General features: G+C 63.5%; 13 protein-coding genes. 7 read left to right on the top strand and 6 right to left on the bottom strand.

Translation table 11 applies throughout. The features are described from left to right. Nucleotides 1–36: 36 nt before the first annotated feature. Entirely contained in the window at nt 37–1,842 is a 1,806-nt protein-coding gene (lepA, locus tag EB235_RS04755; protein ID WP_027032102.1) for a translation elongation factor 4, read from the bottom strand. A gap of 162 nt (nt 1,843–2,004) precedes the next feature. Between lepA and EB235_RS04750 the strand changes: the two genes are divergently transcribed. The 5 genes from EB235_RS04750 (at nt 2,005) to msrA (ending at nt 5,840) form a co-directional block, all read left to right on the top strand. Next, on the top strand, nt 2,005–3,084 hold the full coding sequence (locus EB235_RS04750) for a TadE/TadG family type IV pilus assembly protein (RefSeq protein ID WP_027032103.1): 1,080 nt from the start codon (nt 2,005–2,007) through the stop codon (nt 3,082–3,084). Between the two features lie 136 nt (nt 3,085–3,220). Then, a complete protein-coding gene (locus tag EB235_RS04745; protein ID WP_032925709.1) occupies nt 3,221–3,592 on the top strand; it encodes an endonuclease domain-containing protein in 372 nt (123 codons plus the stop codon). A gap of 264 nt (nt 3,593–3,856) precedes the next feature. After that, nucleotides 3,857–4,555, top strand: a complete 699-nt coding sequence (locus tag EB235_RS04740) for a DUF1223 domain-containing protein (protein ID WP_027032104.1) — start codon at nt 3,857–3,859, stop codon at nt 4,553–4,555. A gap of 119 nt (nt 4,556–4,674) precedes the next feature. Then, entirely contained in the window at nt 4,675–4,998 is a 324-nt protein-coding gene (locus EB235_RS04735; RefSeq protein ID WP_027032105.1) for a hypothetical protein, read from the top strand. Between the two features lie 113 nt (nt 4,999–5,111). Next, nucleotides 5,112–5,840 (top strand): peptide-methionine (S)-S-oxide reductase MsrA, encoded by a 729-nt coding sequence (gene msrA / locus EB235_RS04730; RefSeq protein ID WP_027032106.1) that lies wholly within the window; start codon nt 5,112–5,114, stop codon nt 5,838–5,840. 108 nt (nt 5,841–5,948) lie between these two features. Here the strand turns inward: msrA and EB235_RS04725 are convergent, their stop codons facing one another. Then, a complete protein-coding gene (locus EB235_RS04725; protein WP_027032107.1) occupies nt 5,949–6,455 on the bottom strand; it encodes a hypothetical protein in 507 nt (168 codons plus the stop codon). Between the two features lie 339 nt (nt 6,456–6,794). Beyond that, complete coding sequence (locus tag EB235_RS04720) at nt 6,795–7,067, bottom strand: DUF4242 domain-containing protein (protein ID WP_027032108.1); 273 nt, start codon at nt 7,065–7,067, stop codon at nt 6,795–6,797. A 244-nt stretch (nt 7,068–7,311) separates the two neighbouring features. Between EB235_RS04720 and EB235_RS04715 the strand changes: the two genes are divergently transcribed. Beyond that, a complete protein-coding gene (locus EB235_RS04715; protein ID WP_027032109.1) occupies nt 7,312–9,900 on the top strand; it encodes an ATP-binding protein in 2,589 nt (862 codons plus the stop codon). Between the two features lie 16 nt (nt 9,901–9,916). Here the strand turns inward: EB235_RS04715 and EB235_RS04710 are convergent, their stop codons facing one another. From EB235_RS04710 to EB235_RS04700, 3 genes are all read right to left on the bottom strand, one after another. Next, nucleotides 9,917–10,921, bottom strand: coding sequence for a cytochrome d ubiquinol oxidase subunit II (locus EB235_RS04710; RefSeq protein ID WP_027032110.1), 1,005 nt, complete (start codon nt 10,919–10,921; stop codon nt 9,917–9,919). A gap of 10 nt (nt 10,922–10,931) precedes the next feature. Beyond that, the gene (locus EB235_RS04705) at nt 10,932–12,293 is read right to left on the bottom strand and encodes a cytochrome ubiquinol oxidase subunit I (RefSeq protein ID WP_027032111.1); all 1,362 of its coding nucleotides are present in this window, start codon (nt 12,291–12,293) and stop codon (nt 10,932–10,934) included. A 117-nt stretch (nt 12,294–12,410) separates the two neighbouring features. Further along, complete coding sequence (locus tag EB235_RS04700) at nt 12,411–12,899, bottom strand: MarR family winged helix-turn-helix transcriptional regulator (RefSeq protein WP_027032112.1); 489 nt, start codon at nt 12,897–12,899, stop codon at nt 12,411–12,413. A gap of 60 nt (nt 12,900–12,959) precedes the next feature. Here EB235_RS04700 and EB235_RS04695 point away from each other — a divergent pair, with 60 nt between their 5' ends. After that, nucleotides 12,960–13,916: a quinone oxidoreductase family protein gene (locus EB235_RS04695; protein ID WP_027032113.1), complete on the top strand. Its 957-nt coding sequence runs from the start codon at nt 12,960–12,962 to the stop codon at nt 13,914–13,916. The last annotated feature ends 15 nt before the right edge of the window (nt 13,917–13,931 follow it).

The following is a 13,931-nucleotide window of genomic DNA, read 5'->3' as shown; positions in this document are numbered from 1 at the left end:
CTAATAGTGCTATCCGGGCGTTGGCATAGCCATTTCTCAATCCCCCATCTTCAGCGCCTGGATAAACGCCTCCTGCGGAATATCGACCTTGCCGAACTGCCGCATCCGCTTCTTGCCTTCCTTCTGCTTGTCCAGCAGCTTGCGTTTGCGTGAGACGTCGCCGCCATAGCATTTGGCGGTCACGTCCTTGCGCAGCGCCGAGATGGTTTCACGCGCGATGACCTTGCCGCCGATGGCGGCCTGGACCGGGATCTTGAACAGATGGTTGGGGATCAGCTCCTTCAGCTTCTCGACCATCTGCCTTCCGCGCTTTTCCGCCGCGGTGCGGTGCACCAGCATGGAAAGCGCGTCAACCGGCTCCTCATTGACCAGGATCGACATCTTCACCAGGTCACCTTCCTTGTAGTCGGTCAGATGGTAGTCGAAGGAGGCATAGCCCTTGGAGATCGATTTCAGGCGATCATAGAAATCGAACACCACTTCGTTGAGCGGCAGATCGTAGGTCAGCATGGCGCGCTTGCCGACATAGGACAGGTCGGCCTGGATGCCGCGCCGGTCCTGGCAGAGTTTCAGGATGCCGCCGAGATAGTCGTCGGGGGTCAGGATGGTGGCGCGGATCCACGGCTCCTCGATCGACGCGATCTTCACCACGTCGGGCATGTCGGCCGGGTTGTGCAGCTCCTTCTCCGTGCCGTCATTGAGCTGCAGCCGGTAGACGACGGAGGGCGCGGTGGCGATCAGGTCGAGGTTGAACTCGCGCTCCAGCCGCTCCTGGATGATTTCGAGATGCAGCAAGCCAAGGAAGCCGCAGCGATAGCCGAAGCCGAGCGCGGCACTGGTTTCCATCTCATAAGAGAAAGAAGCGTCGTTGAGGCGCAGTTTGCCGACGGCGGCGCGCAGATCCTCGAAATCGGCGGCGTCGACCGGGAACAGGCCGCAGAACACCACCGGCTGCGCCGGCTTGAAGCCGGGCAGGGCCTTTGCCGTCTGGCGCTTGTCCTCGGTGATGGTGTCGCCGACGCGTGTGTCGGCCACTTCCTTGATCGAGCCGGTGAAGAAGCCGAACTCGCCGGGGCCGAGCTCGTCGACATTGATGCGGGCCGGCGTGAACACACCGGTGCGCTCGACCAGGTGCTTGGCGCCGGTGCCCATCATGCGGATGGTCTGGCCCTTCTTCAAAACGCCGTCGATGACGCGCACCAGAACGATGACGCCCAGATACGCGTCATACCAGCTGTCGACCAGCATCGCCTTCAAGGGTGCCGTCGCATCGCCCTCGCGCGGCGGCGGCAATTGATGGACGATGGCTTCCAGGACATCCGGAATGCCAAGCCCGGTCTTGGCCGAGATCAGCACGGCGTTGGACGCGTCGATGCCGATCACCTCCTCGACCTGCTCGCGGATGCGCTCGGGCTCGGCGGCCGGCAGGTCGACCTTGTTCAGCACCACGACGATCTCGTGGTTGTTGTCGATCGCCTGGTAGACATTGGCCAGCGTCTGCGCCTCGACACCCTGGGACGCGTCGACGACCAGCAGCGAACCCTCGCAGGCGGCCAGCGAACGCGACACTTCATAGGCGAAGTCGACATGGCCGGGCGTGTCGATCAGGTTGAGGATATAGTCCTCGCCATTGTTGGCGCGGTACTTCAGCCGCACCGTCTGCGCCTTGATGGTGATGCCGCGCTCGCGCTCGATGTCCATCGAGTCCAGCACCTGCTCCTTCATGTCGCGCAGCTCCAGCCCGCCGGTGGACTGGATCAGCCGGTCGGCAAGCGTGGATTTGCCATGGTCGATATGGGCGACGATGGAGAAATTGCGGATGTGGTCGAGGGGCGTGCTCATCCGCGCGCTTTAGCAGGGGCCGAAAGCTGCGGCAAGCGGCGGCCTGTGCCGATCATTTCGGACGAATTGCGGGAATATCGATAAAATTTAACCAAGTGCATTAGAGCATAATTTGAGAATCGTATGTTAGCTCTGGCGGATATGGCGTTGAAAGGGCTGAGAATGCGGGGGATTGCGGTCAGGTTCATGGAGTCGCGCAGCGGCTCGATAGTGCCATTGTTCTTTCTCATGCTGGTGCCGATTATATCCGCGATCGGCTTCTCGGTCGACTATACGAGCGCGATCCAAACCCGGTCCAACCAGCAGCAGGCGCTGGATGCCGCGCTGCTGTCGATCACCACCATGGACACCACCTCGACGCTGGCGCAGCGTCAGTCGGCGCTGCAGGATTCCTTCGTCGCCAATGGTGGCCTGGGCACTGCGACGCTGAACAGTTTTGTGGCTGGCACCACCACCGCCGCCGCCACAGGCCAGGCCTCGGCAAGTTTCTCCATGCCGACCATTTTCATGAAGATCGCCAGGATCGACACCGTGCCCGTTACCGTCGCGTCGGCGGTCAGCAAGCCGCCGGCGCTGGTCAATGCGACCTTCAAGATCACCAAGGTGTCTGGCTGGTGGAACAAGACGATGACGCTCTACGGCACCCAATTTGGAGCGACGACGGCCAAAGCGCTGATGTCTATCGAGTATGCCTATAACAACTTCGGGGATCCGAAGGGCTACGGCACCACGAACGTGTATACGATCACCAACAATGGTGGCGCAGACATCAAGACGCTCGTCCAGTCGCAAGTTTGCACCACCGCCATCGTGGCCACTTTCACCGGTCTGCCCGCCGATGCGATCCTCCAGACCAGTGGCACCAGGAAATATTCGACAACCTGCGTCAACACCATGTATCCGGCCAACGGCGCCGGCGCGGCAGTCGATGTCAGCCAGATGGGTGGCCTCGCTCTGCAGATGTACGTGCCATCGGGCAACCCGCAATACCTCAAATCGGACGATACGAGCACCTCCAACCGACTCTATAGCGGGGTGGACGCGAACTCACTGGTCGAGACCGCGACCGGGACGAAGGTCGACATCTTCTCCATCGTGCCTTGTGGCGTCACCAGCTATCAAGCCTGGGAAGACGGTGGCACAACGGTGCCGACTCCGTCCGCAAATGCCGACTTTTTCTACAACGTCACCGGCAAGTGCGACTTCAACAAGCGGCCCTCGGACACAGCGCTGACGCAGTAAGGACAGCCGATCTCCCCCACGAGGGTGGCCGAAGGGCGGGCGAGGCCAGTGACTCGCCCCTGGCGGTGATCGCCGCGCAGCGCCGAGACGAACGAGAGGTATTGGATCACGCACTGCGTCTGGTTAATCTGACGCCATGCCGCATCAACCCGTCACCTCCGCCAAGCGCAAATTTGCTCGTTCGCTCCGGCGCGACATGACGGAAGCGGAAGGCAAGCTCTGGCAAGAGCTACGCGACCGCAGGCTCGACCAGATAAAATTCCGGCGCCAGGCCCCTATCGGAAAATACATTGCCGATTTCATGTGCCCTGAAGCCGGGTTGATCATCGAGATCGATGGCAGCCAGCATGCGGCGTCGGATACCGACCAGATCCGCAAGACCGAGTTGGAGGCAAAGGGCTTTCGGGTTTTGCGTTTCTGGAATGACGATGTCTTGAAAGACATCGACGCCGTCTGCGACACCATCATCGCCTATGTGCGAGACACCAGTTTGCAGCCTTGGCGATAGGAGCGCTCTTCCTTCTCCCCCTGCGGGAGAAGGTGGATCGCCGCGCAGCGGCGAGACGGATGAGGGGTGCTCCAGCGGAGTGCGGCGTTGGTGTTCCCTGGAACACCCCTCATCCGTCGCCTTCGGCGACACCTTCTCCCTCAGGGGGAGAAGGGAAGTGCGCTCCGATCACAAACCGGTGAGCGCTGTAACGAAGCCCGTGGCGGCAACGAAGTGGGGACATGAGCGGCGCATATCGGCGCCGTCACCCACGGGAGCCAGCCAATGTCCAAACGCAGCAAGCTGATCGCATTGTCCGGCCTGGGAGCCCTCGCGCTCGCGGCCTCCCTCAATGCCGCCGCCGCCCAGCCGCTCAGCGTGGTCGAGCTGTTCACCAGCCAGGGCTGCTCGTCCTGCCCGCCGGCCAACGCCAATCTCATCAAGGTCAAGGACCAGCCCGGCGTGCTGGCGCTGTCCTTCAACGTCACCTACTGGGACTATCTCGGCTGGAGGGACACGTTCGGCAAACAGGAGTTCACCCAGCGCCAGGTGTCTTATGAGCCGCCGCTCGGCCATGACGGGCCGTTCACCCCGCAGGTCGTGGTCAACGGCCATGCCGATGTCGTCGGCGCCGCACCGGGCGAAATCGAGCATCTGATCGCGGCGACGGCCAAGACCGGCGGTCCTTCGCTGTCGCTTGGCGACGGCAAGGTCTCGATCGGCGCCGGCGCGGCACCCGGCGGCAAGGCCGATGTCTGGCTGGTGCGCTATGCCAAGGGCGTCGTGCAGGTGCCGGTGGCGCGCGGCGAAAACACCGGCCGCACATTGCCGCATGCCAACGTCGTGCATGGGCTGACAAAACTCGGCAGCTGGACCGGCGACGCCACCGCCTATGCGCTGCCCGCCGCGCCCAGCGGCCTCACCACAGCCGTGCTGGTGCAATCGCCGGGCGGCGGGGCGATCCTCGCCGCAGCGACGAACTAGAAAACTCGCTTCAACAAGAATTTGCGCAACGCCGCACGAGCGGCGCCGCGAAATACCGACGGCATGAGCCGTCACCCCCAACGACCAACCCCCAACGACCAAACCCAAAGGAGACGACCATGACCATTCTTTCCCGCCTGACGCTGCCCGCACTTGCCCTTGCTCTGTGCTCGACGGCGCTGCTGGCCGGTGGCATCGCCCGCGCCGACGACGCCACCAACGCCATGAAACCAGCCGCCAACGCGATGAAGCCCGCGGCTGATGCCATGAAACCGGCAACCGATGCGATGAAGCCGGCGGACCCGATGGCCACCAACGCCATGAAGCCAGCCGCCAATGCGATGAAGCCTGCCGCTGATGCGATGAAACCGGCGGCTGACGCGATGAAGCCTGCCGCCGACGCGATGAAGCCGGCGGCGGATGCGATGAAGCCGGCGCAGTAAGCCAGGCAGGCTCCCCCTCACCCAGCCGGATGAGGGGGAGCGCCGCACGGCAAATTGAGAACTGTTTCTCGGCTCGCGTCGTATATATTGGAACAACAACAGGAGATCAGAACATGACCGGTATCGAAAAGACACGGCCGTTCTTTACCCGCGGCGCGCTGGCCGTGCTCGGTTTTGCAGCGGTGGCGGCGGCCGCCTTCTGGCAGACCCCGGCGCGCTCAGCCGAAGACGCGGTGGTCATCCCGCCGCCGGCAATGGATGAAAAGGCCGTCAGCGGCAGCGAAAAGGCAATCTTCGCCGGCGGCTGCTTCTGGGGCGTGCAGGGCGTGTTCCAGCACGTCAAGGGCGTCAGCAAGGCCGTCTCCGGCTACACCGGCGGCAGCGCTGAAAACGCCGTCTATGAGGTTGTCGGCACCGGCCGCACCGGCCATGCCGAATCCGTCGAGATCACCTACGACCCGTCAAAGGTGACCTATGGCCAGTTGCTGCAGGTCTATTTCTCGGTCGCCCACAATCCGACGCAGCTGAACTACCAGGGACCGGACTCCGGCACCCAGTACCGCTCGACGGTCTTTGCCGAAAACGATGCGCAGGCAAAGATTGCGCAGAGCTATATCGGCCAGCTCGACAAGACCAAGCTGTTTGGCGCGCCGATCGTCACCACGATCGAAACCGGCAAGACCTTCTATCCGGCCGAGAACTATCACCAGGACTTCCTGACGCTGAACCCGACCTATCCCTACATCGTCTACAACGACCTGCCCAAGGTGGCGAACCTGAAGCAGCTGTTTCCGGCGCTGTACAGCGAGAAGCCGGTGCTGGTGCTGTCGGCGAGCAATTGATCTTTCGCGGCTCGCTGGGGGGTGAGTGACCCCCGGGACCTGCCGACATCCGCCCGCCCCCGCCTGGGATGGGCTATGGATGCCGGCCAGTCCCGGGGCGAAGGCCGGCTACATGCCGTCGGCCTTCATCGCGTCGCACGACACATCAGGGTTCATGTCGGCGAAGGTGCCGGTCGGGTTCTTCTTCCAGGCCCAGACATGCAGCTCATAGAAGGCCCCCAGGCCATAGCGGTTGGGCGCGCTGTTGAAGTTGAACAGCTGCCCCTCCAGCGAGGCCGGACCTTTCGAGGTGATGTACTCGACTGCCACAAGCTTCAGCTTGCCGTCCGCCATCGGCTCGTACATCACCGCTTCCGGCTTGGCGAGATCGACCGCATCGTCCTTCAAATAGGCCGCATTGACATAGTGGATGCCCATGGCGCCCCCTGTGATGCCGCTTGCGCAAGGGATTGGCGCGTAGCCTTCGGCGGTCGCCATCGCCACATTCTCGAAACGGCTGTCGGCCGCCCGCACTTTCTCATCCAGCGTGCCCGTATCATGGGCATTCGCCGCCGTGGCCGCGATCGACAGGATCGACAGGTTGATGAGGTGTCTGGTCCACAGATGGATGTTCATTTTCTCTCCTCGTTGTTGAAGGCGCGCGCGGGAGCAGCCGCTCCCGCAGCGACGTCGGATGGCTGCGCGTGTCAGTGGTTTGACCGGGTGAAGTCCCAGTATTGCGGCAGCTCCTCAAGCTCCGGCAGGCCGATATCGCGTCTCAGATAATCGTCCTGCGGAGGCAACCGGCGCCGGCTCGAGCGCAATGGTGCGAACAGCAGCGAGGCAAGCCGCCGGAGAATCCGGCCCAGTAGCGGGCCTCGTCCGACTGGTCTCGAACCCGCCAACACCTCGCGGAGCGAGATATCAGGCAAGCCGCCACCGCTGCGAAGGGCAGTTGCATGGTCATTGTCGGGATCAACGGTAAAAGTAAGGGTCAAGGACCCGCACCTCCGTGATCTTGTCGACAGGCAGCGAATTCTTCTGCGCCGTGCTGCGGATCGCCTCGGGCGACGGCGCATCATAGATGCAGAAGCTCTGCTTCTTGTCGGGCGAGACGAAGGACTGCACCCAGGTTACGCCTTTTTCGGCGTTGCGCATGATGACGCCGCCCAGCGCATCGGCGCCGGCATCGTTCATTGGTACGCTGAGGCCATTTGGAAATGTGCGTTCAACTACATAGCGAGGCATATCGGGTTTCCCTTTTGTGTTGATTCACGCTCGATTTGAGCGCGGCTGGACATTGATCACGCTCGCGAAGGGCGCACATCGGAACCTTTCCCTATATTTTGTGTGGAAGATTCCCTATGTTGGCGTCGTTATGTGGAGAATGGCACCGGAATGTGTGGAGGGTCACATTTCCGGGCAAGCGCCGTGGACAGTCGTGGCGGATGTCCAGCGCAGCGGTGAAACCGACCCCATTTGAGCGATGACGATGCTTCTGGAACGGCAGGCGCAGTTGGCGCAACTGGACGAACTTTTGGCGGAAGCCAGCCGCGGGCGCGGGCGCGTCGCGGCGCTGTCGGGCGAGGCTGGGGCCGGCAAGTCGACGCTTGTCGAGGCTTTTGTCGGCGCGGCCGGTCACGACGCGCGCATTCTGCGCAGCGCCTGCGAGGATCTCTCGATCCCCGACCCGCTCGGGCCGCTCTACGATCTCGCCCGCGAGGCGCAATGGGCGATGCAGCAGGCGATCGATGCAAGGCAGGGACAGAGGCTGCCGTTGTTTTCCGACGCGCTCGAAGTCTTCGAGGCAAGGACGCAGCCAACGCTTCTGCTCATCGAGGACCTGCACTGGGCCGATGACGCGACGCTCGACTTCGTCCGCTTTCTCGGCCGTCGCATCGCCAACACCCACATCCTGCTCGTTCTGACGGCGCGCACCGACCGCAGCGAAGGGCAGATGCGGGTGCGCCGCGCGCTCGGCGAAATTCCCGCCGGCAATATCATGCGGATCGATGTGCCGCTGCTGAGCGAAGCCGCGGTGCTCTCGCTCGCCATTGCCGCCGGCCGCGATGGCGATGCCATCTACCGGGCGACGGCCGGCAACGCCTTCTTCGTCACCGAGCTATTGTGCACCGATAATGAGATGACGCCACCTGCCAGTGTGCGCGACGCCGTCGTTGCACGGGCCGAGCGGCTGTCGGCCGGCGCCCGCTCGATGCTCGATGCGGTATCGGTGTTTCCCAGGCGCGCCGACGCCTGGGCCTTGCAGGGCCTGTGCGGCGTGGCCGCGGCCGGACAACTCGCGGAATGTGTGTCGAATGGGCTGCTGGACGATCTGGGCGACGGCTACGCTTTCCGGCACGAGATAGCACGCCGCGCCATCGAAATGATGCTGACGACGAGTTCCAGGAGACTGTTCAACCAGCGTGCGCTGTCGGCACTGCTTGAGAATAGCAGTGTCGCCACCGCGCGCCTCGTCCACCATGCTGTGGAAGCGCACAATTTCGAGGCGGTACGCGCGTTCGCACCGGTCGCCGCACGTGAGGCCTCCCGTGTCGGCGCCCATCGCGACGCCGCCGGCTACTACGAGGTTGCCTTGCGCCAGGCCGATACCTTGCCTGAGGACGAGCGCGCCGGCCTTTACGAGCAATATGCCTTCGAGTGCCATTTGATTGCGCGCATAGACGAGGCCATCAAGGCGCAGGAACAGGCGCGTGTCTTGCAACAGGCGCTTGGCAACAAGCTGAAGGAAGGCGACAGCCTCAGATGGCTATCGCGCTTCGCCTATCTCCTGGGCGACCGACAGGCCGCAGACATGTTCGGCGCCCAGGCGGTCACGTTGCTGGAGACCGTGCCGGCCAGTGCCGAGCTGGCGATGGCCTATTCGAACCTTTCTCAATTGGCGATGCTGGCTGAAAGGCTGGACGAGACCTTGTCGCTGGGTGCCAGGGCGATCGAGCTCGCCGAACGGTTGAACAGGCCGGAAGTCGTTTGCCACGCTCTCAACAATGTCGGCGCCGCCGAGCAGTGGCTGGACCTGCACTCAAGCCGGCTGCATCTTGCCCGCAGCCTCGAAATCGCGCTTGAGCAGAATTTCCAGGAACATGCCGCGCGTGCCTTCACCAATTGTGCTTGTGGTGAAATGAACCAGTTGGGCTATAGCCGGGCCCAATCCTTCCTTGATCGCGGCATCGACTATTGCGTCGACAACGACCTGGCGACGTGGCGCGATTACATGCGTGGCGTGCGTGCGCAGTTGCTGCTGCGGCAGGGATGCTGGGATGAGGCGGCTGCCGAGGCGCTGGATGTGATTGCCAACGACCGGGCGACCGCCCTTGTGCGTTATCCGGCCCTGGTGGCGCTGTCGCGGCTGAGGGTCCGTCGCGGCGACCCATCGGCCGAGCCGCTTCTGGCCGAGATGAAGCTGTTTCTCGAAAAGGGAGCCGAGCTGCAGCGTCTGTTGCCCTATGCGGCGGTAATTGCCGAACAGGCATGGCTTGAAGAGGCGGACAAGGACGAGGCGCTGCGGCTGATCGACCTTGCCGAAAGCCTGTCGCCGACGCGGGCGGTGTTCGCCGAACTGGCCGGCTGGCGGCAGCTGCTGGCCCCCGATATCGACCCAGGCGACACATCGGGTATGGCCGCGCCCTACCGGATGCTGCTGGCCGGCGACTGGCAGGGCGCTGCCACGGCGTGGGCCGGTCTCGACGCCCCCTACGAACGCGCACTGGCGCTCGCGCAGGGTGACGAGGCGGCGCAGCGCACGGCGCTGGAGATATTCGAGGTGCTCGGCGCCCGTCCGGTCGCGAGCCATGTGCGCGACATCATGCGGCGAAACGGCGTTATTCACATCGCCCGCGGGCCGCGCCGCACCACCCGTGCCAACAGCGCTGGCCTGACCCAGCGCCAGATGGAAGTGCTGCAGCTGATCGAGCGCGGCCTGTCCAACAAACGGATCGCCGAGCATCTCACCATTTCACCGAAGACGGTCGACCATCATGTTTCAGCGGTGCTGGGAAAGCTCGATGCCGTTTCGCGCGGAGAGGCCACGGCGGCCGCGCGCGACTCGGGACTGATCTGAGGCGGCTGGCGATGGCTCAGTCGTAAGTCAGGTCTGTCGCCTTGCCGCCAAACACGCGGTAGGCATAGAAGGAATAGAAGATGATGACCGGCAGCACGACCACGGTGCCAGCCAGGATGATGGCCAGGCTTTCGGTCGCGGACGCCGCCTGCCAGATGGTCAGCCTGTCGGGCACCACGAACGGGTAGAACGACCAGGCAAGGCCGGCAAAGCCGAGCGCGAAGATGGCGGCCAGCGTCAGGAACGGCCTGATCGCATGGCGATCGTCGGGCTTGGGCAGATGGAAAGTCTGCCGCCACAGCCAGAAAAACAGCAGCGCCGACAGGATCGGCAGCGGCGACAGATAGAGCATTTCCGGCCAGACGAACCATTTGGCGAAGATGCGTGGGCTGGCAAAAGGCGTCGCCAGCGACACCGCCGCCATGCCGAGCGCGGTCAGCACCAGCGCGGTGCGCAGCCAGAGCACCGCCTTCTTCTGCAACGCGCCTTCGGTCTTGTAGATCACCCAGGCAGCACCCATCGCCGCGTAGGCCGCGGCCAGGCAGAACGCCACCAAGGCGCCGAACGCCATGCCGCCAATTCCGACATCGAGGCCGAGCACATAGACACCCAGCATATAGCCCTGCGCCAGCGAGGCGATGACGGAGCCCAGGAAGAAAATGCGGTTCCAGCGGTGTTTCTTGCCACTCGGCACCTTGGCGCGGAAGTCGAAGGCGACGCCGCGCAGGATCAGCCCGACCAGTAGCACGAAGACCGGAATGTAGAGCGCGGTCAGGATGACGCCATGCGCCAGGGGAAAGGCGACCAGCAGCAGGCCGACGGCCAGCACCAGCCAGGTCTCGTTGGCATCCCAGAACGGGCCGATGGCTGCAATCATGGTGTCCTGCTCGGCATCTTCGGCGACCGAGAACAGAATGCCGATGCCGAGATCGAAACCGTCGAGGATGACGTAGATGAGGATGGCGAGGCCCATCAGGCCGGCGAAGATCAGCGGGAGAGCGGTTGGCCAGTCGAAGGTCATTCTTCTTCTCCTACTCGCCAGCTGCCGGCTGCGACATGGCTGCTTTCATGACACCGGGCAGTGGCGAGGTGTCGCCATCCTTGGCCGCCTTCAGCGCCAGATGCACCAGCACGCCGAGATAGGCGATCAGCAACAGCGCGTAGAGAATGAGGTAGATGGCAAGCGTCAGCGCGACATGGCTGCCGGCCACCGGACCGACCGCGTCGGCGGTTTTCAGCACGCCGGTCACCAGCCAGGGCTGGCGGCCGATCTCGGTCGTGTACCAGCCGGCCAGCGTCGCCAGCCAACCCGACAGCGCCATCGGCACCATCAGCATGGCGAGCGGCTTCGGCAGGCTGTGCCGGCGCTTGAGGAAGAAGGCGGCCGACCACGAAACGGCGAGCATCAGCAGGCCGGTGCCGACCATGATGCGGAAGCTCCAGAACAGTGGGAAGACCGGCGGATGGTTGCCTGGAAAATCGTTCAGCCCCGGCACGACGCCGCTGGTCGAGTGCCGCAGCACCAGGCTGGCGCCGTCGGGAATGGCGATCTCGAACCTGTTTTCCTTGGCCGCCTCGTCGGGCAAGGCAAAGAGAACCAGCGGCACGTTGGGGCCGGTGTTCCAATTGGCCTCCATGGCGGCGATCTTCTGCGGCTGGTGTTCCAGCGTGTTCAGCCCATGCTGGTCGCCGGCAAATATCTGGATCGGGATCAGCACCGCCGCCGTGAAGACACCGGTGCGCAGCGCCTTCCACATCGATTCCGATCGGTCGCCATAGAGATAACGCAGCGCTGACAGGCCTGATATCAGGAACGACACCGTCAGGCCGGAGGCGAGCAGCATATGCACCAGCCGGTAGGGCATCGACGGGTTGAAGACGATTGCCCACCAGTCGACGGCATGCGCCACGCCATCGCGCATCTCGAAGCCGGCCGGCGTCTGCATCCAGGAATTGAGCGCGATGATCCAGAAGGCCGAGACGGTGGTGCCGCCGGCCACCAGCACCGTCGCCAGCGTGTGCACGCGGTTGGAGACGCGGCGAAAGCCGAACAGCATGATGCCGAGGAAAGCAGCCTCGAGGAAGAAGGCGGTGAGGATCTCGTAGGCCAGCAGCGGCCCGGCGATGTTGCCGACCTTTTCCATGTAGCCCGGCCAGTTGGTGCCGAACTGGAAGCTCATGGTGACGCCCGACACCACGCCCATGGCGAAGGACAGCGCGAACACCTTCACCCAGGTGAAATAGGCGCGCATCCAGGCGGAGTCGTTGGTCGCGTTGTAGCGCAGCTTGAAGAAAAGCAGCACCCAGCCAAGGGCAATGGTGATCGTTGGAAACAGAATATGAAACGAAATATTCGCGCCGAACTGCATGCGCGACAGTATGAGCGGGTCCATGGCGGGCTCCGGCTGCTAAGTACTGGCGGAGGATAGGCCCGAAGCGGGTTCAGGTCAAAGCGGCGTCCTGCCGCGAGGCTGAACGCCACAGGACAATTTTACCGGTTCATACGCCGCCTAAGCATTGGTCTCCGGCACCGCGCCAAGCGCATCCGCGAATTTGCGCATCAGGCGCACCAGCTCTTCGACGTCGCGTGCCTCCCAGGTCTCGAAAATGGTGCGGCCGATTTTTTCGCGTGCTGTATCGACGAGGTCGGTCATAGCCTTGCCTTTCGGGCTGATCACCGCCTCGCGCACGCGCCGATCGGCGCTACTTGCCTGACGCTGCACCAGACCAAGGCTCTCCAGCTTGGCCACCTGGCGGCTGACGGTCGTGTAGTCGCGCCCGACGCGGTCGGCGATCTCGACGACGCCGATCGGCCCGAAACGCTCGATGCCGACGAGCAGCGGGAACAGCGCCCGGTCGAGCGGAATGCCGGCCGCCTGGATCAGCAGCTCGTCGCGCTGCGGTCGGTTCATCAGGCCGACAATATCGAGCACCGCGCTATGAATCTGCCGCAGCTGATCGGAGATATGTGTATTTTGCACGTTTTTTGTTGACGGCATGCCAAGGCTCCTTATATGTGCATTATACACATAATATGAGAGCTAGAAAGGCAAACCACCATGAAAGCCGCGATTGTTTCGAGCGCCGGGCAAACACCGGTCTACGGCGATTTCCCCGAACCGGTTCCGGCGCCGGGCGAAACCTTAGTCACGGTCACCGCCGCCGCCATCAGCCATGTCGTCAAGAGCCGCGCCTCGGGCTCGCATTACAGTTCGTCCGGTCAGTTCCCCTTCGTCGTCGGCATCGATGGCGTCGGCCGGCTCGACGACGGCCGCAAGGTCTATTTCGCCCTGCCCAGGGCGCCCAACGGCAGCATGGCGGAGCGCACTGTTGTGCCCGAGGCGCATTGCGTGGCGCTGCCCGAGGGGCTGGACGACATCACCGCCGCGGCTATCGCCAATCCCGGCATGTCATCATGGGCCGCCTTTACCGAGCGGGCGAAGCTGGAGCCGGGCGAAGCCGTGCTGGTCAACGGCGCCACCGGTACGGCGGGGCGCCTCGCCGTCCAGATCGCCAGGCATCTCGGTGCGAGGAAAATCATCGCCACCGCCCGCAACGCAGCGGCACTCGATGCGGTCTCGGCACTTGGCGCCGATGTGACGATACCCCTCATCGAAAACGGGGTAGCTCTTGAGGAAAATTTCAAGCGGCAATTCAAGGACGGCGTCGATGTCGTCATCGACTATCTCTGGGGCAGCAGCGCCGAACACCTGCTGATCACCGCCGCCAAGGCCAGCCCTGATGCCGTGCCGGTCCGCTTCGTCCAGATCGGCGCCGTCAGTGGGTCCGATATAAAGCTGCCAAGCGCCGTGCTTCGATCGTCGGCCATTACATTGATGGGCAGCGGCATCGGCAGCGTCCCTCTTGACCGCTTCATCGCCTGCACCGGCGACCTGCTGCGCGCCGTGGTCCCGGCCGGTCTTCAAATCGCCACCACGCCGGTGCCCCTGGCGGATGTCGAACAGGCATGGGCCAGGGATGACAGCACCAGGCGCACCGTGTTTGCGCTGGGCTAGCGGCACGCACCGTGT

Origin of the sequence: Mesorhizobium loti R88b, assembly GCF_013170845.1 — a bacterium.
GTDB classification, from domain to species: domain Bacteria; phylum Pseudomonadota; class Alphaproteobacteria; order Rhizobiales; family Rhizobiaceae; genus Mesorhizobium; species Mesorhizobium loti_B.
This window is presented reverse-complemented; position numbering and strand designations above follow the sequence as displayed.

Excerpts from the sequence above, each read along its gene's own strand:
- lepA (WP_027032102.1), bottom strand. The coding sequence starts at position 1,842 with ATGAGCACGCCCCTCGACCACATCCGCAATTTCTCCATCGTCGCCCAT.
- EB235_RS04750 (WP_027032103.1), top strand. The coding sequence starts at position 2,005 with ATGCGGGGGATTGCGGTCAGGTTCATGGAGTCGCGCAGCGGCTCGATA.
- EB235_RS04745 (WP_032925709.1), top strand. The coding sequence starts at position 3,221 with ATGCCGCATCAACCCGTCACCTCCGCCAAGCGCAAATTTGCTCGTTCG.
- EB235_RS04740 (WP_027032104.1), top strand. The coding sequence starts at position 3,857 with ATGTCCAAACGCAGCAAGCTGATCGCATTGTCCGGCCTGGGAGCCCTC.
- EB235_RS04735 (WP_027032105.1), top strand. The coding sequence starts at position 4,675 with ATGACCATTCTTTCCCGCCTGACGCTGCCCGCACTTGCCCTTGCTCTG.
- msrA (WP_027032106.1), top strand. The coding sequence starts at position 5,112 with ATGACCGGTATCGAAAAGACACGGCCGTTCTTTACCCGCGGCGCGCTG.
- EB235_RS04725 (WP_027032107.1), bottom strand. The coding sequence starts at position 6,455 with ATGAACATCCATCTGTGGACCAGACACCTCATCAACCTGTCGATCCTG.
- EB235_RS04720 (WP_027032108.1), bottom strand. The coding sequence starts at position 7,067 with ATGCCTCGCTATGTAGTTGAACGCACATTTCCAAATGGCCTCAGCGTA.
- EB235_RS04715 (WP_027032109.1), top strand. The coding sequence starts at position 7,312 with ATGCTTCTGGAACGGCAGGCGCAGTTGGCGCAACTGGACGAACTTTTG.
- EB235_RS04710 (WP_027032110.1), bottom strand. The coding sequence starts at position 10,921 with ATGACCTTCGACTGGCCAACCGCTCTCCCGCTGATCTTCGCCGGCCTG.
- EB235_RS04705 (WP_027032111.1), bottom strand. The coding sequence starts at position 12,293 with ATGGACCCGCTCATACTGTCGCGCATGCAGTTCGGCGCGAATATTTCG.
- EB235_RS04700 (WP_027032112.1), bottom strand. The coding sequence starts at position 12,899 with ATGCCGTCAACAAAAAACGTGCAAAATACACATATCTCCGATCAGCTG.
- EB235_RS04695 (WP_027032113.1), top strand. The coding sequence starts at position 12,960 with ATGAAAGCCGCGATTGTTTCGAGCGCCGGGCAAACACCGGTCTACGGC.